This window comes from Streptococcus oralis (assembly GCF_001075675.1).
In the GTDB taxonomy this organism is placed as follows: Bacteria; Bacillota; Bacilli; order Lactobacillales; family Streptococcaceae; genus Streptococcus; species Streptococcus oralis_V.
On sequence record NZ_JUNW01000030.1, the window covers coordinates 13,800 to 38,793 of the forward strand.

The following is a 24,994-nucleotide window of genomic DNA, read 5'->3' on the forward strand; positions in this document are numbered from 1 at the left end:
ATATTGATTGATTTCCTATAAAGAGAAAGGAGCTGGTAGCTTGCCTCTTCATTCACGTTCTGAACGGCTAATGGGAACAACTATCACGATTTCATTAGTAGATGAACAGGCTGATTGCCTACTTCAAGGAGCCTTTGATTTGCTCAAGGAACTCGAATACCGCTTTAACGCCAACAGTCAAGAATCCGAACTGATGGAAATCAACTACCAAGCTGGAATCGCACCTGTTAAGGTCCATCCTGACTTATTTGAACTGATTGCTCTTGGACTTGAGCATAGCCTAGCTCCATCTAGCCATCTAAACATCAGCATTGGCCCCTTGATTCAAACCTGGCGAATCGGCTTTTCAGATGCTCGACTCCCCGAGCTAAACGAAATCGAAGCTGTCTTGCCTCTAGTTGACCCCCATTTTATCAAATTAGATCCCTCTGGCTCTACTGTATTTTTAGAGAAAAAGGGAATGAAGCTTGATTTAGGTTGTTTAGCCAAGGGCTATAGTGCAGATAAGGTTGCCCAGTATTTGAAAGAACACGGTGTCACCTCTGCCTTGATCAATCTCGGAGGAAATATCCTCACCATCGGGAACAATCAAGCCAAAGAAGGTAAAGACTGGCAAATCGGTATTCAGGATCCGCGAAATCCTCGTGGCAATCATCTTCTAACCATTCCTGTTTCTAACAAATCCGTCGTCACTTCTGGGATCTATGAACGCCACCTGACAATAGACGGAAAAGACTATCACCATATTTTCGATAGTGAGACAGGCTTCCCTGTCGAAACAGACCTCGCTAGCCTAACGATTATCTCAGATAAATCCGTTGATGGTGAGATTTGGACAACCCGCCTTTTCGGAGAACGTAGCGCTTCTATCCTCTGGCAAGTCGAAAGTTTAGATGGTATCGAAGCCATCCTCATCGACAAAGAGGGGAACCTTACATGTTCTTCAGGCCTTTAAATTTGTATTATGTAAAAAGAGAAAGGAAATCTCATGCTAAAACTTATTGCCATTGTTGGAACGAACTCTAAACGTTCTACAAACCGCCAATTGCTCCAATACATGCAAAAACACTTTGCGGATAAAGCTGAAATCGAACTTGTTGAAATCAAGGATATCCCTGTTTTCAACAAACCAGCAGATAAGCAACTTCCTGCTGACATTCTTGAAATTGCAGCTAAAATTGAAGCATCTGATGGTGTCATCATCGGTACCCCTGAGTACGACCACTCTATCCCTGCAGTTTTGATGAGCGCTCTTGCTTGGCTATCTTACGGTATCTACCCACTTTTGAACAAACCAATCATGATCACTGGTGCTTCCTACGGAACTCTTGGTTCATCTCGTGCCCAATTGCAACTTCGTCAAATCTTGAACGCTCCTGAAATTAAGGCAAATGTTCTACCAGATGAATTCTTGCTTTCTCACTCTCTTCAAGCATTTAACCCAAGTGGTGACTTGGTTGACCTTGATGTCATCAAGAAATTGGATGCCATCTTTGATGACTTCCGTATCTTTGTGAAGATTACTGAGAAATTGCGTAATGCACAAGAATTGCTTCGCAAAGATGCTGAAGAATTCGACTGGGAAAATTTGTAAGATAGGAGACCGAAAGAATGAAATTTGTTGGACTTGTAGGATCAAACTACGATCAATCATATAACCTCAAACTCTTGGAATTTATCCGTCGCAATTTCAAATTCAAATTTGAATTAGAAGTTCTTGAAATCGACGAAGTTCCAATGTTTAACCAAGACGAAAAATGGGACGAAAGCTTCCAATTGCGTTTCTTGTATAACAAGATTACACGTGCTGATGGTGTCATTATCGCTACTCCTGAGCACAACCACACTATCTCAGCTTCACTCAAATCTGTACTTGAATGGCTTTCATACGAAGTTCATCCATTTGAAAACAAGCCTGTTATGATTGTGGGTGCATCATACTATGACCAAGGAACTTCACGTGCCCAAGTTCACCTTCGTAAGATCCTTGACGCTCCAGGTGTCAATGCCTACACACTTCCAGGAAATGAATTCCTTCTTGGTAAAGCTAAGGAAGCTTTTGATAACAATGGAAACATCACCAACGAAGGAACTGTTAAATTCCTTGAAACTTGCTTAGATAACTTTGTAAAATACGTAGGAGTCGTTTCGAAATTGAAAAAACCAAAACCAATCGAACCAGAAGACTTGGATTGTGGAAGACCAATTGCTACAACCATTACAGAAGTTGATCCTGACGATCCAGAATGGGTAGAAAAAGTTGCAGCAATCACTGGAGCTGTTTCTGGTGATACCTATGTCAAATTGGACCACGGTATCCTGACAGTTAACCAAATCGATATGTTCTTGAAAGCTATGCCATTTGAATTGACATACGCTGATGACAACAACCAATTCCTCTACTACAACAACGCTCACCAAGATCCAGACACCATGTTTGCTAAACGTGTACCACCTCAATCAGGTAGCCGTATGTCAACTGTTCATGGTTCTCTTCCGCCAGCACGCATGAAGAATGTAGAGTGGGTTATCGGAACACTTCGCAACGGAAACCAAGAATACGTTCGTACGATCGTTCCAGGTTCTCCTGCAGGTGTCATCAACACCCACAACTACCAAGCAATGTACTATCCTGATGGATCATACGCTGGAATCAATGAAATTGTCTTTAACTTCCAACCATGGCTTGACTGGTACCTAAAAGAGACTGGTCAACGTTTGGTGGGTGGTAGCGGACCATTTGCTCCTGCAGCTGGAGGTCATGGAGACGCTGATGCTACTTCTGGCGCTTCTGATTCAGGGGATGCTGGAGGCCACGGTGGTGGCGCAGACGCTACTTCTGGCGCAAGCAACTAAGAAATCAAAAGGAGCCTAGTGGCTCCTTCTTTTTTGTTAATAACAAAAAAGGGTTTTGTAGATCATCTACAAAACCCTTGAATTTTATGAATTTGGATCATCAAGACTACGGCCGTGCAAACCTTTTTCACGTTGTACCTGGCGTAGTTTTTCTGGTGTAACGTCATTTCCTTCCTCGTCCACAACTTTGATTCCTTCAATGTGGTGACGAACAGAACGACGATAGCCTTCGATATACTCCTCACGAAGTTTAGCTTGTTCCACTTTTTCAGCAGAAGTTAAACCTTCTGTTTTTTTCTTTTTTGCAAGCTCATTGATACGAGCGATTTTTTTCGGATCCATTTCTTCTCCTTTGTAATAAGATACAGTCCGTTCGACTGAGTTTATTTCGTATTGATTTGGTTAAAACGAGCGAGCTTAGCTGCTTTCTTGGTTAGTTGTGACAAGATTGCCAAACGATTTTGTCGAACAGTCTGATCTTCAGCCATTACCATGGTATTTTCAAAGAAAGCATCAATAACTGGGCTAAGCGCAAAGAGTTGTTCTAATTGCTGGCTTGCAGTTCCTGACAAAACGAGTGATTCTACTACTTCTGCCAAGGCTTTCTCTTCTTCATTCTCAAAGAGAGCAGGATCAACCGTGTCAGTTCCTTCGGCTTTTTCAGCCAAGTTGAAAGCACGTGACAGGGATTCGACAGACGATTTGAAGTTTTCTTCTTTGCTTGCTTCTACAAGAGCACTTGCTGCTTCCAACATATCCGCCACGACAAAGTTCGAACTTGCAAGGACTGCCTCCTTAATGTCTTTTGGAGTAGAACCCATCATCTTATCAACACGAGCCTTAATAAAGTCCATAACCTCTGCTTTATTTTCATAAGTCAAGCTGTCAAATTTCAAAGCATAAAGGCTATCGATCAGCTCATCCATAGCAATGTGCCAACCAAAAGCATCCAAGATACGAACTACACCTTGAGTCGCACGACGAAGAGCATAAGGATCATTAGAACCTGATGGAATCAAACCTACTGAGAAGAAACTCAAAATCGTATCCAATTTATCTGCAATGGCTAGAACTGCCCCAACCTTGCTCTCTGGAAGTTCTCCGTCAGCAGATGTCGGCATGTAGTGTTCACGAATGGCTGCTGCGACTGCTGGCGTTTCCCCAGCAAGGAGGGCATATTTTTCACCCATAATACCTTGGAGTTCATCAAACTCACCAACCATACCCGTCAACAAGTCAAACTTGTAAATGGCTGCTGCACGCGCTAGGTCAACTGTTTCATCCACTGACAAGCCAGCTTTTTCTGCCAAGAGAATAGCAATCTGACCAGTACGAATCATGTGTTCACGAAGAGAACCAATCTTTTCGTGGAAGGTGACGTTGTTTAATTTTTCAACAAGGTCAGAAATCACCAATTTTTGGTCTTCACGCCAGAAGAATTCTCCGTCTTCCAAGCGTGCAACTAAGACTTTTTCATTACCCTTGATAACATTTTCCAAATGCTCTGCGTTTCCGTTACGAACAGAAATGAAGTTTGGCAAGAGTTTACCATCTTGATTACGAACAACAAAATAACGTTGGTGTTCTTTCATCGAAGTTACCAAAACTTCTTCTGGAACTTCAAGGTATTTGGCATCAAAACTTCCCATGAAGGCAGTTGGGTATTCAACTAAGTTCAAGACTTCATTCAGCAAGTCCGCATCAATTTCGATACGTACACCATGTTCAGCTTCGATGGCTTTAATTTGGTCAACAATCATTTGCTCACGTTCACGAGGATCCGCAATTACAAATTGTTTACGAAGGTCTTCTTCATAGCTCAATGCTGACTGAATCTTAGTTTCTTGCCCCAAGAAACGATGGCCGCGACTCACACGACCGCCCTTGATATCAAGGAAATCCAAGTCAAACTCTTCTTCATCTAAAAGAACAGTCAAAGTGTGTACAGGGCGGATATATTCAAAGGTGTTGTTAGCCCAGTGCATGCTGACAGGGAATGTCAGTGACTTCAAGACGTCTACTACACCTGGAACAATGGCTTCAACTGGTTGCCCCACTTCTTCCTTGGTAACATAGACATATTCTTCACCCTTGATTTCACGGAATTCAATATCTTCAACTGTCAAGCCTTTCCCACGGACAAATCCTTGAGCTGCTTTGGTGAAGTTTCCAGCACTATCCAAGGCAATTTTCTTTGCTGGACCCTTGAAATCTTCTGTCAAATCAGATTGCTTGTCTGCAAGCCCAGTCACACGAACAGCCAAACGACGTGGTGTTGAGAAGGTTTGAATGGCTTCAAAGGAAAGACGATTTTCTTTGAGGAAGGCTGCCATTTTTTCACCTAGTTGTTTTTCACTTGGAGTTACCACATAGGCTGGTAACTCTTCAAGACCGAGTTCTACTAATAAGTTTTTTGTCATGTTTTTTCCTTTACATTTTCTTCAATCTTTTTTGATATGCCCCTTAGGTACTGGGGATGTCGCTAACTAACTTTTGTGAGTCTGTAAGGAAATCTTATACCAAATAAACTAAGATTTCCAACAGTCTCATCAAAGTGGATTTAGCTGACTGATTTTTGAACCTAAGGTTTCAAAAATCCCCACATAACAGTACAGCGGTGCATAGCCCTCTAGCAAGTCTTCGACTTGCCTTTAACGATTTTAGAGCACAGTATTACTTACTATTCTGCGTCTTCTGCTAGGAGTTTAGCTCGTGTTGCTTCATCCAAAAGTGGGTAGCCTAGGCGTTTGCGTTCTGCAACAAAGGTTTTGGCTACGACACGGGCCAGGTTACGGATACGGGCGATATAGCCTGCGCGCTCCGTTACAGATACGGCACCACGCGCATCAAGTAGGTTAAAGGTGTGTGAACATTTGAGAACATAGTCATAGGCAGGGTGAACCAAGCCTTCTTCCAAAGCGCGTCCTGCTTCTTTTTCAAACTTATCAAAGTTTTCCAGCAACATCTCTTGGTCAGAAATTTCAAATGAATATTTTGAGTGCTCATACTCAGGCTGGATAAAGATTTCTCCGTATTTTACACCATCAGCCCACTCAATATCATAGACAGAGTCTACTTCTTGGATGTAAGAAGCCAAACGCTCCAAACCATAGGTAACTTCCGCAGTCACAGGGCCCGTTGCCAATCCACCAACTTGTTGGAAATAAGTGAACTGAGTGATTTCCATCCCATCAAGCCAAACTTCCCAACCGAGACCTGCAGATCCAGTCGATGGATTTTCCCAGTTATCCTCAACGAAGCGAATATCGTGTTCCAATGGATTGATGCCCAATTTTTCCAAAGACTCAAGGTAAAGTTCTTGGATGTTTGATGGAGAAGGCTTCATAACCACTTGGAATTGGTGGTGTTGGTAAAGACGGTTAGGATTTTCTCCATAACGACCATCAGCAGGACGGCGTGATGGCTCTACATAAGCCGCATTCCATGGCTCAGGTCCGATAGCACGAAGGAAAGTGTAAGGACTCATGGTCCCCGCACCTTTCTCATTATCGTAAGCCTGCATGAGCATACAACCTTGGTCATTCCAAAATTGTTGCAAAGTCAAAATAATTTCTTGAAATGTTAATTTCTTAGACATTGAATACTCCTTTAGTTTTTATATTTCTTTTTCAATTAATTTCTGCTGAACAAACCAATTTAACAAGGGAAGAGTTTTATCTGTGTTTGCCCATAGATGATAAGAATCGAAGACCGCTTGTACACTACCTAGATTTTCTACCAACTTATCTATTGTCAAAAAACTACGCCAGTATTCGTAAAAAATACTTGCATAGTTCTTATCATAAGTAGAGGAACCAAAATCATTCAATGAATGCCAACCATACTTCTTCTGATAAAGTTCTACGAGAGATTGATTACAAATTTTTTCCGCTTGAAATTCCTCTTCTGTCAAGAAATACTTGCGACTAATATATTCAACCATCCCTTCTTCAAACCAGATGTAAGAGTCGTAACCATCAAAATCATCTGAAAAATGCTCCGACCAATGAGCTAACTCATGTCCTACAATCTGTAAGAGGAAATTTTCAGATAAAGAATGATAGTGACTTTCTATTGCTTGAGTTTGCTGAGAACACTCGTAGTCCATCAACTGATACAAATACAGCTCTTTCCAAACAGTTAAATCAGGCGTCATAACCATTCGTCTATTATTTGTATAGGCAGGAACAGGAATTTCCCTAATAATCTGTGTAGCAGCATTAAAACCTGACCAAATGATGGCTTGCGGTAAATCGTAGACTGCAAGTTCATTCTTTAAAAAAGATTGATAAGCCTCCAACTTTTCAGTATTTCTTAATACAAAATCACGAAATGCAACTAGTTGGCTATCATCTTTTACAAGATAAAGGTTATCCACGACTCTCCTTTCTTTTACACACATAGGCTGAATAAACAAAAGAACCGCATCCGACAATCCTAGGTTGATTTAACCTAGGGGCGTCTGAAACGCGGTTCCACCCTAATTTATTACTTCATTGTTTATAAAAATACGACAGAAAGCGCCAGTTTCTTACCTTGTCCTACTTGGCTCCCACTATCCCAAGCTCGCTGAAGAACGCCATAAGACTTTCTTTCCTAGCTAGTATTATAGCAGATTTTCTAGCCAGTGTAAACCAAAAATGAGTCTGAAAACAAAGTTCCAGACTCATTTAATAGTAAAGCTTCAGAAAGTCCTATTTAAGGATGTCTTTTCGCTTTTGGTTTTTTGCCATGTAAATTTCTCTTGGCTTGTTTCAATGCTGTAATTGCATCTTTGACATCTTCTTGGCTCGCTCCTGGATCTTTAAGGAGTTCCTGTGCCTCTTTAAAAGTTAAAAGATAAGCTGCTTTTTCTTTCTTGTCAGCATAGATAAATCTCGCGTTTTTTTCTTGAAAAAGGCGTTCATCTTTGACCAGTTTCTTCAGACTAGAGAAGTCAGTAGCTTTGCCATTTAGTTTGCTTTTAGCTGTTGCTAGGGCAATGAGAGATTGGTCAATTTGATCCTGTTTGACTTTAGGATCTACAGCTAGTAAAGCAATTTCTTGGAAGGCACGATCATAAGCTCGACGTACTTTTTCCTTGGCATTCGCATATCGTCCAGTTTTAGTCGTTGCATAGTAAGCTTTCATAGCTTCTTTCAAGGCTGTAACGTTCGAATCTTTTCCATCCAAAGCTTTACCAGCAGCCTCAAGACTAGCGAGAACGCCATCAATCAATTCTTGCTTCAACTTGCTTGACAAGGCTGACTGCGCAACTTGGAAAGCTTGGTCATAAGTTTTTCTCTTATCTGCACTACTATTAAAGTAGCGAGACGTTTCTACCAGTTCTTTTTGTTGATTTACCGCAGCAATCAAGGCCAACTTAGACACAACAGATAGACGCAAAGCATTATTTCGACCTGGCTGAACGAGCAAGGAAACGAGATCTTCAAGGAGTTCATATCCAGTCGGTAAGCCGATCTCTACAGTATAACGACCTATAGCAACTTTCTTGCCGAAGGCGTATTGACCATATTTTTCAGCAGGAAGAGTGATCCTTGTCCCATCTTCTCCTTTCAGAACCACTGTAGTCGTCTTTGGAACGGCTTGATTGAAGGAAACAGATACCGGAGCATACTCTAGGAGATTTGCTAGGAAGGTAATAGTTTGGAAACTGTTTTCTTCCGTCAGGTCAAACTCTTGGGACAAGGCACTGATAAACTTCAATTCTGTTCGGTCATAACTGAAAATTTCTGCCGTATAATGACCAAACTGTAAGAAATGAATCGCTTTTGACTTGTCAACATCGACATATTGTCCCTTGCTATTTTTGATTCGATAGACGTATAGGGTATCAATATCTTGGTTTGTTTTCGCATCCTTCAAGGCGATTTTCACTCGACCACTATTTTGATCGCGCACAAGTTCGGCAAGCGAGATATAGTCGACATTTCCTGCATAGTCCTCTACAAGATAGTAAATATTAGCCTTGTCAACATCCTTAGGAAGTGTATAACTACCATCAGCATTGGCCTTAATCAGATGGGTATTTTCAAACGCACGCGTTCCAGACTGGTCCTTTCCAGTTAGAACCATGGTCCCTTTGTGGTTAAATGGTGTGATATAGAAAACTTTTTCTGAAAGAATACCACCTTGACCAACATCTTTTGGTTTACGAGCTACGAATTCTTGATTTCCATCTTTAAAGCGAATATAACCGCTCGTGATGACTGGTTTTTGAGTATCAATTTGAATTTTAAAGGTTGTGTATTGTTCTTTGGTACCTGGAACGTCTGGTGTATAACTGATAACATAGTCATATAAACCATCTGCAACGGTATTGCCATCAAAATCCTGACCTCTCCAAGCAGTATTATCTAGAATATAGCTTTTCAGATTTCTACTGTCTCCATCAAAATAATTCTTACGCAGATCCTTTGCATCTCCCTCCCAAATAGGATGTTCATGTTTGGTATCCGTAGCCGCATAAACTGTAGCCCTAAGATTTACAAGATTTCTCAAAGCAACCGTTTTGTATTCAACCAGGTCTTTGTTTCCATCATCGTTTGGAGAAATAGCAATACGGACATTCCCTTTTTCGTCCAACTGAAGAACATGCTTACCTTCAGCATTTTGTTCGATTCCAAGAACGGTAACTCGTCGTCCTTGGCGTTGACCTTGAGAAACTAGAAGGTCATTTTGCAAGGTTGCGAGATAGGTGGCATCATTAGAGTAGTTAACGGCAGGATTTTCCTTGTCTACTTCCGTGTAAAATCCGTTTTTCCCTTCTCGAACAAGGTTGTAAATTGGTTTTTCGACAGCGGGGAGATTTTGGAATTCACCTCGGAAGCCCATAAATGCAAGACTCACAATATCCCCATCATCTGCTGGATCTACAAATCGAACAAACCCTTCAAGGAAATAGCCATTTGGCATTTGTTTGCTGAGTTCAGCAGCAAATTTTCGAGCATCCACTTTAACAGTGACTGTTTGACTGCTGTGGGCTTTGACCGTCACTTCAGGCCAGACTGTCTCCGTTAGTTTTCGAGGTCGAAGGGTGAATTTCCCATCTTGGACTTCGTCTGTATTGGTATTCACTACCATCTTGAGAGTACGGTCAGTATCTGAAATATTGTGTACAGTAACCTTGAAAGTAAATTGATCTCCAACATTTCCTAAAGTCACACTTGGATAACCATTTTCACCCGTTACATAGAGATCTGTTGACACTGCAGCAACTGTATCCACAATACCAGAACCTTGCTGACGAGGAGAGGTATAAGTGCCTGTATCCTTATTAACATGTGGTTTTGCAGTTGACATGATTAAGGCCTTGACAGTCTCTGATACTTGCTCAGGAGTCAATTCTGGATGGTGTTTTTGAAGGTATTCCTTAACCAGAACTGCAACACCCGTAACGTGAGGAGCCGCCATACTGGTTCCGCTGATACTACCATAGGTATTGTCATTAAAGGATGAGTAGATATTGCCGCCAGGAGCTGTTACGTCTGGTTTCAATTGTCCATCGGTGGTCACTCCCCAACTTGAAAAGTCAGATAGCTGATTCGCTACATCAGAAGGACGATTATCCATCTTGTCATTAAAAACAATCTTGTAGTTTCCTGATTTTAAGGCCTCACCATACTGTTTAGAAATAAATACAGAAGGAATTTTCTTTGCTTCATCATCAATAGCCATATTGATGTTTGCACCTTCTACATTATTGTAGATCAATGCACCAACTGCACCGTGTTTTCGTGCATTTTTGATCTTCTCTGAAAAGTTCATGGCTCCACGCTGAATGAGGGCAAGTTTCCCAGTTAAATCCAACTTCGCAAAGTCTTCTTCACGACCTAACCCTGCTTCGACGTATTCGTACTCTTTTCCTTTTTCAAAGTCCTTATCTGCTTCAGGTTGATTATAATCAAATTTTCCGTTATGAAGGCCGGCATTTCCCTCTAGACCTTTAACTTCAAAAACCGCTGTTGTCAATGTTTTGTTGTTGACAGAAGCAACTGAAATTGAGTCTTCAACAGTGGATGGATTTCCAACCAAGCCATAGTCTGGGTTTTCGGCTAGCGGTTTTGAATAACCATTTCCGAATGTATTGCTATTTCCTGCTGAGATAAGAACAGATACTCCCTTGGCACGAGCTCGTTTGATGGCATCCACGATATCGGAACCAGCATCTACCATAGAACCAGTGCTAGAGCCTAAACTCATATTAATGGCATCTGCTCCCAAGGCAACCGCGTCATCAATCGCCTTTACATAAAGAGCAGAACTGGTCGTCTTTTGGCGATCTGAAAAGACACGCATAAACATGACTTGAGCTTCTGGCGCAACACCATAGACCTTTTCACCATTTGGTGCTTCTTTATCAGGGTTTCCAGCCGCAATCCCTGTTACGTGCATCCCATGAGAAGTTCTTTCTGCTTCTTTGATCTTATCTGTTCCGTCAAAGTAGTCATAGGCATAGACAACCTTATCGCTATACCATTTACCGTAATCGATTCCAGCAGCCTTTTTAGCTGCTTCAATGGCTTCCTTGTTTTTAAATTTTGCTTTTGACGGATCCGAAATTCGAAGTACCTCATGATTCAAATCAAGTCCAGAGTCAATAATGGCAACAACGGTCCCTGTTCCCTTGTAACCAGCCTTCCAAGTTTTCGGTACTGTGATGATATCATTGCTTGAAAGACTATTGGGTTTTGCAGACTCAGCTTTTTCTTGTTCTTTTTCAGTAGTTGCTGTTTCTCCAGTAGTTTTAGGAGCTGTCGTTGCTTGAGCCTCTTTGTTCTCTATGTTAGAAGCCTTCTCAGTAGCAGGCGCTGTACTGGTAGCGACTGTTGTTTCTTTTTGGACGACACCTTGATTCTCTTCATTTGCAACTGCGCTATCTTTTCCTGATTCTTGGGTTTCAGCAGTTTTATCAACCGGAGCTTCTACCTTAGCATCTTGTTTACTAGCATCCTCTTTAGAAGTTTCAGCTTCTTGTTTCTCTCCAACTACTGGTGCAATCCCATTAGTATTGGTTTGGTCAGTCGCAGAGTTTGAGTGTTTATCGTCTTTTAGCTCTGTCTTAATTTCCTGAGTTTGAGCTTGATTTTCACCTGTACTCTGCTCATTGGCACTGACTTGACTTGCTCCAAAAACCAATGCAGTTCCCAATAAAACTGAAGCAAGACCAAATTTGTATTTCCTTAATGAAAAACGTTGTCGTCTATTCATAAATAATCTCCTTTTTCTTTAAAGTATACCTATTATAACGCAAATAATCATAAATTTTCATAAAAATCTGAATTGTCACAAAAATGTAATATTTACGTATATATTTTGTTTATTTAATTTTATCATTCGTGTTATTTGTTCTATCAAACCAATACTTTCTAAATTCGTTCCTATATTTCAATCCATAAAATTATTTCATTATACAAACAATTTAGATTTTTTATACACAAAAAGACTAGGATTTAAAATTCCTAGTCTTTGTTATTTCGGTATAAATAGATTTTACAAACTAAAAATCCATCTCATCCACACGAGGTGCACCCGAAGTCACTGAAATTGTCTTTAAGACTTCTCGCTCGTCTCTGCTGAGTTCAATCCCAAAACAGTCGAGATTGCTCTGGATGCGAGAGGCTGTTACGGACTTAGGTAGAGGTAAGAAACCTTCTGCCAAACTCCAAGCCAAGGCGATTTGAGCCACTGATTTCCCATGCTTATCAGCAATTTCTTGGACTTCTTTCTGTTCAAACAACTCTCCTTGGCCAAAAGGTCCCCAAGCCTCTAAGAGAATTCCTTTCTCTCTACAGTAGTCAACCACTTCCTCTTGATAAACTCCTGGTGCCAAGCGCACCTGATTGACCGCTGGAATGACTCTTGCTGTCTCAAGCAAGGCATCCAAATGATGGGGAAGGAAATTACTAACGCCGATAGCACGGATTTTGCCTTCTTGGTAAAGGTCCTCCATCGCTCTCCAGACTTCAGCATTGCGAGTTTTCCATTCGTCATTTTCTCTTAAAGGTTTTGGATTTGGCCAATGGATAAGGTACAAATCTAGATAATCCAATCCCAGTTTTTCCATTGATTCTTCAAATGCTTGGCGAGCTTCATCATAGCTGTGATTAGTATTCCAGAGTTTGGTCGTTACAAAAATTTCTTGTCTTGGAATACCGCTATCTCGAATAGCACGTCCAACGCTCTCCTCATTTTTATAGATAGCTGCAGTATCAATATGACGATAGCCAGCCTTTAAGGCTTCTAAAACGGCTTGGTAGGCTACCTCTCCATTTTCAGCTTTCCATGTTCCAAATCCTAGTACAGGGATTGAAACTCCATTATTAAGGTTGTAAGATTTCATCGTTTTTCCTTTCTATGTGAAGAAAATCTAAAGAAACAAAACCCTGATTATCAGAACACTTGCTCCTTTAGATTTTAACAATTATTGATCACGATCGTAATAGATCTCGTGAGCTTTTAAGCGAGAATTGAGCAATTCAGGAACGGTCACAAATGTATACCCTTCACCCTTTAAATACTCAATAACACTTGGTAGAGAATTAACAGAAGGACCATGGATATCATGCATGAGGATGATGGAACCATTGCGAACCTGACGTTGAATCTCTGTCAAAATGGCTGTCTCATTTTTACTCTTCCAGTCCAAACTATCCACGTCCCACATGATGAAGCTTAAATCAAGGCCGTTTCGAATATCATCAGTGATGGCACCATAAGGTGGGCGCATCAGTTTAGAGCTTGATCCTAAAACTTGAGTTAACAAATCTTCTGTATCAGTGATTTGTTTTTTAGCATCTTCGAGCGAAAGTTGTGAAAGAACGGGATGACTCCAGCTGTGGTTTCCTACAACATGACCTTCTGATTTCATTCGTTTTAGAAGATTTTCATTACCTGCAATGTTTTTACCAAGTACAAAGAAGGTTGCTTTTACACCATATTTAGCTAAAGCATCCAAAGCTTGCGTGGTTGTAGTAGGATTTGGACCATCGTCAAAGGTCAAGGCTACAACTTTTTTGTTTTTCTTAGCAAAGTATGCTTGGTAAAGTTCAGCATCCTTTTCTAATAGATAAGAGGATTCCAATACATCAAAGAAACTGGATATTGGTAAGGCAATTTCCTCCAGAGTCTCACCTGGATTAGCAGGATAAAGGATGATTTGACTATCCTTATAATCAAAGCTCCAAGATGTCAATTCTTGGTCTGTGAAGCTCTTTATAACTTGATCAATTTTTGCCTGGTCAAGTTTCTTATCTTCTAGAGTTGATTTGATTTGAGTCAGTAAGAGTTCCTTAGCCTTGCTTGCATCTTTGAAAAGTCTACTGAGGTCAAAATCTTTCCCATCTTCAGTCAAGAAAATTTTCCCTAAGGAAGTCTTTTCTTTTTCTTCAACCTTTAATGCAGACAAATCATAGACTTGCTTGCTGATATTACGAGCAACAACTCCCTTTAAGACGGGGTCCAACTGCTCGGTATAATAAAAGACCAAATCCTCTTTATCTTCCAGCTTTTCTTTGATATCCTGGTTGATTTTTTCTCTAACAGACGCAATGACTTCTTCTCCTTGCAGAGGGTAGTAGGCAATCACCTCAGCTTGGCCTTTTCGGAAATGGTCCTTCTGACTACCAGAGTTGAATTGCTGGTCCTTTTCGCTCTTCAGCGCTTCAATTTTTTGTTCGTAAGATTGTTTTTGTAGTAGCTTATAAGCAATAGCACTCCCTAATAGAATCGTAGCAATTCCTAAGATTCCAACAAGGGAAAGCAATAGCCTTCTCGTTTTATCGTGAGAAACACGTTTCGCTCTATTTTTTTTCATATTTCCATCATATCAAATCGAGGCTATTATTTCAATGATAAACAGGGATTCTGTCTTTTTTTAGGAAAATAAAAAAGCTTAGAAATCTTCTAAGCTTCTATTTTTAAAAACGAATCGCTTCACGTGTTTTCTCATATGAAGTTACAAAACGGTTTGTAACTCCTGGTTCAGCAACTTCCAAGGCTTGTGAAATTTTTTCAAATGATGCCTGATAGTCAAACTCTTTTTCAAAAATTTCAAGCGCTTCGTTGAAGGCCTCTTGGATACGCTCATCAAATGAACGGTAACGGTTTGAGTATTGGAGCAGTTGCTCCGTCAAGGTTGCATATTGAACGATATCATAGGTTTCTGTTTCAAGTGCTTCCATATCATTTGTTGCAATTTCAAGAATTCGTTTAACCGATTCAATATTCACTTGCGGTTGTTCTAACTCAGCCATCAAATCTTCTGTGTTATGACTTGCAGTAAAGAAAAGTTTCAAGAAACTTTGAGGAATACCTGGCAAGTTTCTCTTCTCCATGTAACGTTTGATAGTATGCAAACGGTTCACATAGACATTTGCTTTTTGGCGAGCATTGAGGTCGTCTTTTTCAATTTGCGCAAGTCGTTCGCTAACAGAGATTTGCTCATCCTCTATATCCTTGAGGTTGCTTTGAAGCATTTCCAACTGTTCTTCAAGAGCAGAGTAGGCTTGTGTTGACTCACCTTGATCCTCTGTCACTTCCATGATTGCCGTATCAAGTGCAGCCAATTCTGCTTGAAGACGACGAACATGATTACCATCACTTTCAGGAAGAAGGTAGATTTTAGTCAAGCGTTCAAGGTCTTGAACAAGCACCTGATTATTTTCTTTCAAGTGGTTGAGATAAGTTGGTAATGTAGCAAGAAGACTTTCAACTACTTTTTGAGCTGCAATTTCACGAGTGAAGATATCATAAAGTGCGTTGATTTCTTCTTGAATGCGATTATTTTCATACTCTGCATTGTCCAATTCCAACTGACGAATATTTTCTTGATTATTTTTCAAAGACTCATGCAAAAGTTGGAAACGAGACTCGATATCTGTTTCTGTAAAGTGGTAGTTGGCATCCAACAGCTTGCGATAGCCTTCTTCCAAATCTGCTAATTGTTCTGGCAGTTCCTTTGTCAATGTTTCAACTAGAGCCGGAATACGATCAACGATATGAGTTAAAGCAAGAATATGGTTTTCAGTAGCATCTAGAATAGCCGCAGCTTCAACTGGGTCACCTGATGAGTTCAAGGTAACAAATTGAGAAAATTCTGATTGGATGTTTTCCAATTGTTTCTCAATCTCAGGAAGGGCTTTTCCATATTTTTCTGAGTTTTCTGCAACAGTGTGCTGGAGTGTTTCAAACAAGTCCAAAGCGTGCAAGACACGACCACTGTTTTTTGATTCTTGTTTTTCAAGTTCTGAGAGGGCATTTCGAATAGCTGCAATGTCTTCTTCGATCAAGTCGATTTGGCTCTCAATTTGATCAATTTTGTGTGTTGCTTTAAAGAAACGGAAAGAATTGTTGTAGCTTTCAGCTTCAAAGAGATGGTTTTCAATATCAGCAAATGAGTTCAGAGATAAATCAACCCATTTTTGATTCCATTCACGGAAGGTCACCTGACTTTGACCAATCAAGTGCATGTTTTTAACGGCTTCAACCTCATCATTTACAGGAAGGTTGTAGAGTTCTTCTTTTCTTTCTTCAAGGGCCGTTAATCTGCTTACATTACGCTTACGTAAAAAGATGGCTGTTACATAAGCTAAGATCAGAATGACTGCAATCGCAACCATTAGATAAATTAGTTGTCCATTAGACATATCAAACTCCTTTTATACTAGAAACAATCGTAATGATTATATCATATTTTTTAAACCAAGGGAACTATTTCCCACATTTTTTAGACGTCAAGTGTACTGTAAACAGCGTTTTCTTCGATAAATTCGCGACGAGGTTCTACTCGATCCCCCATCAACATATCAAAGATCTTATCTGCTTCGGCAGCATCATCTACCGAAACACGCGCCATCAAGCGATGTTCAGGATCCATGGTTGTTTCCCACAATTGGTGGTCATCCATTTCTCCCAAACCTTTATAACGTTGGATGGTTGGTTTTGAACGCCCTTCACTGTGACGTGCTAAGGCTTCTTGGAGTTTAATTTCTTGATCTGCACCAGGTTGAATGTATTCTTTGATCTCACTTCCAACTTTAACCCCATAAATCGGTGGTTGGGCAATGTAGACATAACCAGCCTCTAAGATTGGTTTCATATAGCGGTAAATCAAGGTTAGCAGGAGTGTTCGAATGTGGGCTCCATCAACATCGGCATCGGTCATCAAAACGAGTTTTTGGTAACGAGCCTTAGTGACATCAAATTCTGCACCAAATCCTGTTCCCATGGCTGTGAAAAGACTTCGAATTTCTTCGTTTGCAAGGATTTTATCCATGCTAGCTTTTTCAACGTTCAAGATCTTACCACGAATTGGAAGGATAGCCTGGAACTCACGGTTACGACCAGATTTGGCTGATCCACCAGCTGAGTCTCCTTCGACGATGAAGAGTTCGGTTTCAGCTGGGTTGTTCGAAGAACAGTCTGCTAGTTTTCCTGGCAAATTGGAAATTTCCAAACCAGATTTCTTGCGTGTGACTTCACGCGCACGCTTTGCAGCTACACGAGCCTTGGCAGCCAAAATCCCTTTTTCCACGATACGCTTAGCAATCTGTGGATTTTCCATGAGAAAATCAGAGAAGGCGTCGCTGAAGAGGCGATTGGTAATCTTGACTACTTCACTATTCCCCAGTTTGGTCTTGGTTTGTCCTTCAAACTGCGGGTTTGGATGCTTAACTGAGATAACTGCAGTCAAGCCTTCACGGACATCTTCCCCTGTTAGGTTATCTTCATTGTCTTTTAGTAGTTTATTCTTGCGGGCATAGTCATTGATAACACGTGTCAGAGCCGTACGGAAACCTTGCTCATGCGTACCACCTTCATGGGTGTGAATGTTATTGGCGAAACTCATGACGTTTTCGTGGTAACCGGTTGTGTACTGCATGGCTACTTCAACTGTGATATCATCCATCTCACCGTCTGTGTAGATTGGTGTATCAAAGATCACATCCTTGTTCTCGTTGATATATTCAACGTAGCTAGCAATCCCACCCTCATAGTGGTAATGTTTAGTCTGTTCGAGACCTTCACGCTTATCTGTGATGGAGATTCGAAGGCCTCGGTTCAAAAAGGCTAGTTCTTGAATACGTTTGTTTAATTTTTCAAAGTCAAAAGTTGTTGTTTCTGTAAAAATCTCTGGATCTGGTGTGAAGTGAACTGTTGTTCCCGTTTTATCCGTATCTCCAACCACCTCAAGATCAGCAACAACATGACCACGACGGTATTCTTGGTAATGAATCTTACCGTTTTTATGGACATGAACATCTAGTTGAGTTGAGAGGGCGTTTACTACTGATGAACCTACACCGTGCAATCCACCTGAAACCTTGTATCCGCCACCGCCGAATTTTCCTCCAGCGTGAAGAACTGTAAAGACAGTCTCAACAGCGGGACGTCCTGTTTTTTCCTGAATATCAACAGGAATTCCACGACCGTCATCCACAACGGTAATAGAATCATCAGGTTCGATAAAGACTTGGATATGACTAGCAAATCCAGCCAAGGCCTCGTCAATAGAGTTATCAACAATTTCCCAGACTAGGTGGTGAAGACCCTCTTTTGCAGTCGATCCGATATACATACCTGGACGCATACGAACGGCTTCCAGACCTTCTAAAACTTGAATTTGACTGGCATCATAATCCTGTGCCTGTTGGTTTTTGATTTCTTCTGTCATTTTTTTCCTTTTTCTTACATGTCTATTGCTGGTCTCAATGTTGCAACATTGTCAAAAAGATAGGCATCTAGGCCTGCAGCTTTACCTGCTTCTACATCAATATTTCTATCACCAATGACCAAACCGGATGTAATATGATATTTACCACGTAAATAAATCATGGACTCAGGATCTGGTTTTCGTTTAAAACCTGAACTGGCAGTCACTACTTCGGTGAAGTAGTTAGCTATCTTGGTCTTAGAAAGAAGTTCCAGAACTTGGTCATTTCGATGAGAAACCAAGAAATGGCGACCACCCTTGTCAGAGATGTCTTTGAGTAAGTCTGGAATTCCCTCAAACAAAACTGGGTGCTCTAGCTCACGCGCTTCATTTTCTTTGTAGTGCTCTAAAAAATCCTCGATATCTGGGGCAAACTTCTCAATGGCAAAAGCTGTCGAAACCTTCAAGGCTTCGTAAACACGGTCGTGTTCTTGCTCAATTCCATATTGGGCCAAGGTTTCTACAAAGGCTGCTGTAGAAGTCTCATAATTATCCAATAGGGTACCACCTAAATCCCATATGTAGTCGTGATATTTCATACCCTTCATTATACCATTTTTTTATGAAAAAAGCGATGATTTCCTAGATTTTTCCAAGTAAAAAACGAGAGTTCGCCTCTCGTTTTACTGTTGATTTCCAAAGACATCTCGATAGAGCATGCCGACTCGTAAACTTTCAGCATCTCCTCCCAACTGCTCTACCAACTCATAGGCAAAGGCAAGGGCAGTTGACGGTCCTCGGCTAGTTGTTAGATTGCCATCCACAACCACTGTTTGCTTTTGGTAAATCCCGTCAGTAATTTGCTCCTGAACACCGTCATAACAGGTAAAGTGCTTGTCTTTTAAAACACCCGCTTGATGGAGGGCGATTGGGGCTGCGCAGATAGCCGAAATCTTCTTTCCCTCTTGATTAAAGGCTTGAATCTCTGAAATAAGGGCTTGATTATCCCGTAGATTTGCTGATCCAGGCATGCCACCTGGAAGAACGAGCAAGTCATAGTCGGATAAATCACCATCAAAGACACGATCGGCTGTTACCTGAATGTCATGTGATCCTGTCACCTGCTCCTCAAATCCTACCATATCACATGAAATGTTTGCTCGACGCAAGACATCGACTACTGTCAAGGCTTCAATTTCTTCAAAACCCTGAGCTAAGATAACTGCTACTTTTGCCATAGTGACCTCCTTATTTGATTTGTTTTAGGATGACTTTTTTTCGTTTGAATGAAATTTTCCCACTCTTTTCTTCGGCTAGATTGGTCTGGTAACTCATAGACAAGAGGAGACCGACTCCGATGAGGTTACTAATAATTGCGGACCCCCCTTGAGAAATGAAAGGCAGAGGAATCCCTGTCAGAGGAAGCAAGCCAGTCACTGCGCCAATATTTTCAAAGATATGGAAGAGCAACATCATGATAAAGCCAGTCGAAATATAGGTATAGAACTGGTTATTTGATCTGAGCGTAATCTTCAACATCCGATAGATAAGAAGTAAGTACAATGCAATGACAAAGACTGATCCTATGAAGCCAAAATCTTCCGCAATTACGGTGAAAATCATATCACTCTCACGTACTGGAATGAGGAGATTGGACACATTGAAACCTTGTCCAAACAAGCCACCACTTCCAATAGCAATCTGGCCCTGAGCCTGTTGGTAAGTTGTTGTTTGCGCGAAGTCAAAGGGATTGAGCCAAGCCAAAATACGGTTAATCTGGTAGGTCGGCATCCCAATCTGGTGCAAGAAAGCACGTCCATCTTTACTGATAAAAATTACTAGAAAGCCTGCTACTGCAGTTACTCCTGTAACAAAAACTGGAATGATAATCTTCCACGAAACCCCTGAAAGGAGAACCATACCTGCAAAAATAGCTACAAAGACCAAGGCAGTCCCCAAGTCACTTTGTAGGGCTAAAAGGACCAGCACTGGGATAGTAAAGCCAATCATCCAAATAATCAGCAGGAAATCCAAAGGGATGGTTCGGCGCCACTCCTTGTGCTTTTGAGTGAATTGCACAATGACTCGAGCCAACATCAAGATATAGGAAATCTTCATGAACTCAGATGGTTGAAAAAGTGTTGTCCCTCCAATTGACACCCAGTTTTTAGCACCCGTAGAAGCTACCAAACTCGGATTGTAAAAAACAAGAGGTAGGACCATCAAAGCTAGCCCTAGACCATAAAGATAGGGAGTCACCTTCCATAAAAACTCGGTATTAAAGAACATGACCACAAATCCAATGACAAGACCCAAGGCAATCCAAGCGATTTGCTGGCCTAGAATTGGTAATACATTATTTGGATAGTCATGGCTAACTGCTATATAAATAGCCACTACTCCAATCACCAGTAGACAAAATACTGGTAGAAGAAGACTATAGTCGACTCGAGAGTCGAAGGAACGTTTCATATTTTTTACCTTTTCTCTTTCTTGGATTTTTCTTTCATTCTATTGCGACGAGATTGTAGAAAATCTGCTACTGCAGACTCTAGCTGTTCTCTAGCAAGGACCCGAACCTTTCTTTCTTTTGACAAGGTTTGGGAAATTTGTTTGCCATAGCGCTTGCTGACGACACGACTGTCTAGGATTACAGCAACCGAACCTTGGTCAGGCCGTCTAACAGTACGACCCAAGGCTTGTTTTAGCCGAATGATCGCCATCGGCAACTGATAATCATAGAAAGGATTTTTCCCTTCTTGACGCAGTTCTTGGTTTAATTTTTTGGTTAACGGTTCTTGGGGATTTTGGAAAGGCAATCTCGGAATCACTTGAATCACGCAAGGATGGGTTGAAAAATCAACTCCTTCCCAGAAACTACCTGTTCCAAGCAAGATTTGGCGTTCACCTTTTTCAAAACGTTTTTTCAGTTGTCTTGGTTCCCCATTTTTATACTGAGCCAGATGAGGTTGGTCTAGTAGGTCCGAAACTGCCAGTAACATCTCTTTTGAGGTAAACAAGACCAATAAGGGTTCTTGAAATGCTTGTAAACGTCGGATGACAGAAGCCACTTCACTCGCATAGTCAAAAGGCGAAACATCTGTCACGAGAGGAAAGTCATTGATTAAAAAGACTTCTTGTTGGTTCTGCTTTGCTACATCAAGCCTAACAAGTGGCGCATCTGGAAATCCCAGTAAATCTGCTAGGGAAACCCGATTGCTGATTTCAAGAGTGGCAGATACTCCTAGAAGTTTACAATCTTCTGGCAATAAGTCTGCTAGTATAAAGCGACCGTTTTTGCTTGAACAAATCAGGACATCCTTGCTCGATTTCTCTGCTGGAGCAAGCCAAAATTCATGGTCCGAGGTGAAAAAGTTTGCAAGTTCTCGATACTCTGGGAGAGCTAACTCCGAAAAATGCTGGCGCAAGTGTTCGAGAGAATCCAACCACTTTCCATTCTTCAGACCTGACTGATAGTGCTCCATCAAGTAACGACATTCAAATCCGATACTCTCAAGCAAGCGTTTCTGAACCAAATCTTCCTCTGACTCTATGGACTTATCAAGCTGGGTTACAAGTTCCTCAAGGCGATAAGCCTGCTGGGCTAGATTTTCAAGGGCTAGCAGCATTTTTTGAGCTTCATCCAAAATTACCAAACGGTTGTCAACAAACTCTGGATTGTCTTCCAAACGAGTGACCAGATAGGCATGATTAGTCAAGAGAACGCGACTGGTCTTGGCCTTTTCCTGCCCTCGTTTCCAAAAATCCTCTGTAGCAAATAAACTTTTCTTTGAAAGCTTACCATCGTGGACTAGTTCCGGCAGAAAGTGCTGGTAGCGATAAAGCTGCCCGATTTCGTCCAAGTCACCAGTCTCTGTCTCTGTTAACCAGATGAGCAGTTGCATTTTAAAACGTGTGAAAAGGCGATTGGACTCCGGTCGATGGAGGACTCGGTGAAAGGCATCCAATTTCAAGTAATTTTGAGGCCCCTTGAGACTATGAATCTCCAGATGGAAGACCTCTTTTAAGCGCTGACCTTCTTCTTGCATGATTTGATTTTGAAGAATTTTGGTCGGAACACTCACTAGGATACCTGTTTGACTCTCCAAGTTCAAAGCAGGGAGGAGATAACCATAAGTCTTGCCCAGTCCCGTTTGAGCTTGGATAAAGGATGTCTGGTGTTCTTCCAATAATTGCTCAATCTTCTCCGCAAAATCCAGCTGTTGCGGACGGTCCTCCAGCCCCAATAAAGAAATATTTTTAGCAAAATCTTTGGATAACTTTCGTGGGACTAAGCCTTTGCTTTCCTTTCTCAGGAAAAGCCCATGAAGTTCCATCAAGTCTGGCGAAGACAAGAGAGATTGTTGCTGATAGACCTCTTCAATCACCAGATAACTTTCATAGAGAAGGTTGGCTGCAAGGTCTAACAAGCTTTCTAAAAGCCCTTTAGGTAGCTCAAAAAGTTTTTGACGCATGTAGAGCAAGAGTTCAGCTGTTGCCTGAGCATCTGACAGGGCAGTATGGGCATGTTCCAGCTCAATGCCCAGCTCTTGACAAAGGATACCTAAGTTATACTTTTCAAACTGCGGATACAAAACTTGGGCAAGCTCAACTGTATCCACTCGCGGTGTGCGCAATTCATATCCTTCAAAAAAGAGAAATTCCGCAAGAAGGTTGGCATCAAACTGTACATTGTGCGCAACAAAAATACCGTCCTTAACCAATTCAAAAATTTTTCCGGCCACCTGAGAAAACTCTGGTGCCGCAGCCAAACGCTGATCGGTCAGACCCGTTAATTCTTTGATATGAGAATCCAAGGGTTCATGGGGATTGACATCAGTCGCATACTGATCGATGATTTCACCATTCTCAATCACCACAATGCCTACTTGAATAATTTTTGCCTTGCTTCCGGTGCTGGTCGCCTCTAAATCAACGACCACATACCGATCATTTCTTGCATTCATCATTAAAAATTATATCAAAAAAAGCATGATTTGACACCCCTCAACTTTGATAACAATCTCGCTTTCCTTGCGAGTTTGAGTAAAAATCAAGACCTTAAAAGAGAGAATTTCACGCAAGTTCAGCAGTTGGTCGCTGGTTCTGAGGTATTTGAAAACTTTATCAACAAAGCTACATCAACATAAAAAGACAACCAAGATATTAGCTGCCTTTTTGAGATATTTTTTTCATTGTTTTCGGAAGTAGCTTGCTAATTTCAGTTGGCAAGACAAGGTAGTTTTCTTGAGCAAGTTCTTGCGCGATAGCTGAATGAAGGTAAGTCGCCACCACCACTCTTTCATAGAGGCTGACTTGGTGAAACTGACCTGCAAAACCTGCAATCATCCCAGCCAGAGTATCTCCCATCCCACCTGTTGCTTGATAGGGACCTCCAACCTGTAACTGATAATATTCAGACTGACCAGCTTGCCAGATACGAGTCGCTGGACCTTTCTCGACAAGAATCGTTCCTTGAGGAAACGCTGAAAGAGCACTAGCAGTCGTCTCTTTATTTTGATGGTCAAGAACTATACCAGACAGTCTTTCCCATTCCTTTTGGTGGGGGGTTAGGATGAGCTGACTAGATGGGAATGTCAAATGAGCTTTTGCTAGGATGCCCAAAGCACCGCCATCTGCAATCAAAATCTGGTCTTTTCTAAGGCTGTCAAAGACCCGTTTTACGAGTTCTTCTCCAAATGCATCCTCTCGCAAACCCGGACCTAACAAGACAACTTCTGCCTTTTCCAACTGCTCTTTTAACAATTGCTGGTCTTGAAGAGAAAATGCCATGGCCTCAGGTAAATGACTGTGCAGAGCCAGAATATTCTCCTTATCTGTGCCAACAGTCACCAAACCTGCCCCACTTTTAACAGCTGCAATAGCTGACATGATGATAGCTCCCCCATAAGGATAGGTCCCACCAAGCAAGAGCAGACGGCCATAGTCTCCTTTATGACTGGTACGAGAACGTTCAATAATGACTTTTTCTAGTAAGGCTTGATCAATCACTTTCATCGTTTTTTCCTCTCTATTCATTATACTATAAAGTTTATTGACCTTGCATCTTAAACATAAATCTCTTCCTTCATATAGAAAAAGAGGGGACAAAGCCCCTCTACGAAATATCTCTTTTTTCAAAGTCAATTAATTTCTTTTTTACTTTTTGCGACAAAGATAGCAGATAGAGCTAGTCCAACACTTGCCAAGAAAATAGCTGTTTCTGACTGTTTCTCACCAGTTTCTGGCAATCTCTTGTCTTCTTTGGCAATTTGAACTGGTGCTCCTGAAGTCTGAGTTTTTTCTAACGAACTTAGCTTGAACTCTGGTTTCTCTACTGTCGGTGCTGCCTGGTCGCCTACTGTTGATAAGGGACCTGTGTATTCTGGAAGCTCATGTACCAGTGCCATAACAGCATTGACACCGCCCTTGAACTCAGGTTTCTCTACTGTTGGAGCTGCTTGGTCGCCTACTGTCGCTACCTGG

General features: G+C 41.3%; 18 protein-coding genes. 3 read left to right on the plus strand and 15 right to left on the minus strand.

Annotated features, from left to right (window positions below):
* Positions 1-40 precede the first annotated feature (40 nt).
* Genes ADM50_RS04020 through ADM50_RS04030 form a run of 3 tightly spaced genes read left to right on the plus strand, consistent with a single transcriptional unit; the run spans position 41 to position 2,856 of the window.
* Positions 41-955, plus strand: a complete 915-nt coding sequence (locus ADM50_RS04020; RefSeq protein WP_049484625.1) for an FAD:protein FMN transferase — start codon at positions 41-43, stop codon at positions 953-955.
* 33 nt (positions 956-988) lie between these two features.
* Positions 989-1,594, plus strand: a complete 606-nt coding sequence (locus ADM50_RS04025) for an NADPH-dependent FMN reductase (RefSeq protein ID WP_000915931.1) — start codon at positions 989-991, stop codon at positions 1,592-1,594.
* Positions 1,595-1,611: 17 nt separating this feature from the next.
* The gene (locus ADM50_RS04030) at positions 1,612-2,856 is read left to right on the plus strand and encodes an NAD(P)H-dependent oxidoreductase (RefSeq protein ID WP_049484613.1); all 1,245 of its coding nucleotides are present in this window, start codon (positions 1,612-1,614) and stop codon (positions 2,854-2,856) included.
* Positions 2,857-2,940: 84 nt separating this feature from the next.
* Here ADM50_RS04030 and ADM50_RS04035 read toward each other — a convergent pair whose 3' ends face one another.
* From ADM50_RS04035 to ADM50_RS04105, 15 genes are all read right to left on the minus strand, one after another.
* Complete coding sequence (locus ADM50_RS04035) at positions 2,941-3,198, minus strand: DUF896 family protein (protein WP_049478328.1); 258 nt, start codon at positions 3,196-3,198, stop codon at positions 2,941-2,943.
* A gap of 41 nt (positions 3,199-3,239) precedes the next feature.
* The gene (gene glyS / locus ADM50_RS04040; protein WP_049478327.1) at positions 3,240-5,276 is read right to left on the minus strand and encodes a glycine--tRNA ligase subunit beta; all 2,037 of its coding nucleotides are present in this window, start codon (positions 5,274-5,276) and stop codon (positions 3,240-3,242) included.
* Positions 5,277-5,536: 260 nt separating this feature from the next.
* Complete coding sequence (gene glyQ / locus ADM50_RS04045) at positions 5,537-6,454, minus strand: glycine--tRNA ligase subunit alpha (RefSeq protein ID WP_000038733.1); 918 nt, start codon at positions 6,452-6,454, stop codon at positions 5,537-5,539.
* A gap of 18 nt (positions 6,455-6,472) precedes the next feature.
* A complete protein-coding gene (locus ADM50_RS04050; RefSeq protein ID WP_000369584.1) occupies positions 6,473-7,234 on the minus strand; it encodes a hypothetical protein in 762 nt (253 codons plus the stop codon).
* Between the two features lie 320 nt (positions 7,235-7,554).
* Positions 7,555-12,066, minus strand: a complete 4,512-nt coding sequence (locus tag ADM50_RS04055; RefSeq protein WP_049484614.1) for a S8 family serine peptidase — start codon at positions 12,064-12,066, stop codon at positions 7,555-7,557.
* Between the two features lie 289 nt (positions 12,067-12,355).
* Complete coding sequence (locus ADM50_RS04060) at positions 12,356-13,198, minus strand: aldo/keto reductase (RefSeq protein WP_049484615.1); 843 nt, start codon at positions 13,196-13,198, stop codon at positions 12,356-12,358.
* Between the two features lie 81 nt (positions 13,199-13,279).
* Positions 13,280-14,671: a peptidoglycan-N-acetylglucosamine deacetylase PgdA gene (gene pgdA / locus ADM50_RS04065; RefSeq protein WP_049484616.1), complete on the minus strand. Its 1,392-nt coding sequence runs from the start codon at positions 14,669-14,671 to the stop codon at positions 13,280-13,282.
* A gap of 103 nt (positions 14,672-14,774) precedes the next feature.
* Positions 14,775-16,502 (minus strand): septation ring formation regulator EzrA, encoded by a 1,728-nt coding sequence (gene ezrA, locus ADM50_RS04070; RefSeq protein ID WP_049484617.1) that lies wholly within the window; start codon positions 16,500-16,502, stop codon positions 14,775-14,777.
* Between the two features lie 80 nt (positions 16,503-16,582).
* Positions 16,583-18,529 carry a DNA topoisomerase (ATP-hydrolyzing) subunit B gene (gene gyrB / locus ADM50_RS04075; RefSeq protein WP_049484618.1) on the minus strand — a complete coding sequence of 649 codons (1,947 nt, stop codon included), beginning with the start codon at positions 18,527-18,529 and terminating at the stop codon, positions 16,583-16,585.
* A 14-nt stretch (positions 18,530-18,543) separates the two neighbouring features.
* Complete coding sequence (locus ADM50_RS04080; protein WP_049484626.1) at positions 18,544-19,107, minus strand: HAD-IA family hydrolase; 564 nt, start codon at positions 19,105-19,107, stop codon at positions 18,544-18,546.
* Positions 19,108-19,191: 84 nt separating this feature from the next.
* A complete protein-coding gene (locus tag ADM50_RS04085) occupies positions 19,192-19,746 on the minus strand; it encodes a DJ-1 family glyoxalase III (protein WP_049484619.1) in 555 nt (184 codons plus the stop codon).
* A 10-nt stretch (positions 19,747-19,756) separates the two neighbouring features.
* Positions 19,757-20,980, minus strand: coding sequence for an FtsW/RodA/SpoVE family cell cycle protein (locus ADM50_RS04090; protein ID WP_049484620.1), 1,224 nt, complete (start codon positions 20,978-20,980; stop codon positions 19,757-19,759).
* Positions 20,981-20,985: 5 nt separating this feature from the next.
* On the minus strand, positions 20,986-23,475 hold the full coding sequence (locus ADM50_RS04095) for a bifunctional DnaQ family exonuclease/ATP-dependent helicase (protein WP_049484627.1): 2,490 nt from the start codon (positions 23,473-23,475) through the stop codon (positions 20,986-20,988).
* A 199-nt stretch (positions 23,476-23,674) separates the two neighbouring features.
* On the minus strand, positions 23,675-24,526 hold the full coding sequence (locus tag ADM50_RS04100) for an NAD(P)H-hydrate dehydratase (protein WP_049484621.1): 852 nt from the start codon (positions 24,524-24,526) through the stop codon (positions 23,675-23,677).
* Between the two features lie 125 nt (positions 24,527-24,651).
* On the minus strand, positions 24,652-24,994 hold a 343-nt coding region (locus ADM50_RS04105), incomplete at its 5' end, for an SIALI-17 repeat-containing surface protein (RefSeq protein WP_049484622.1).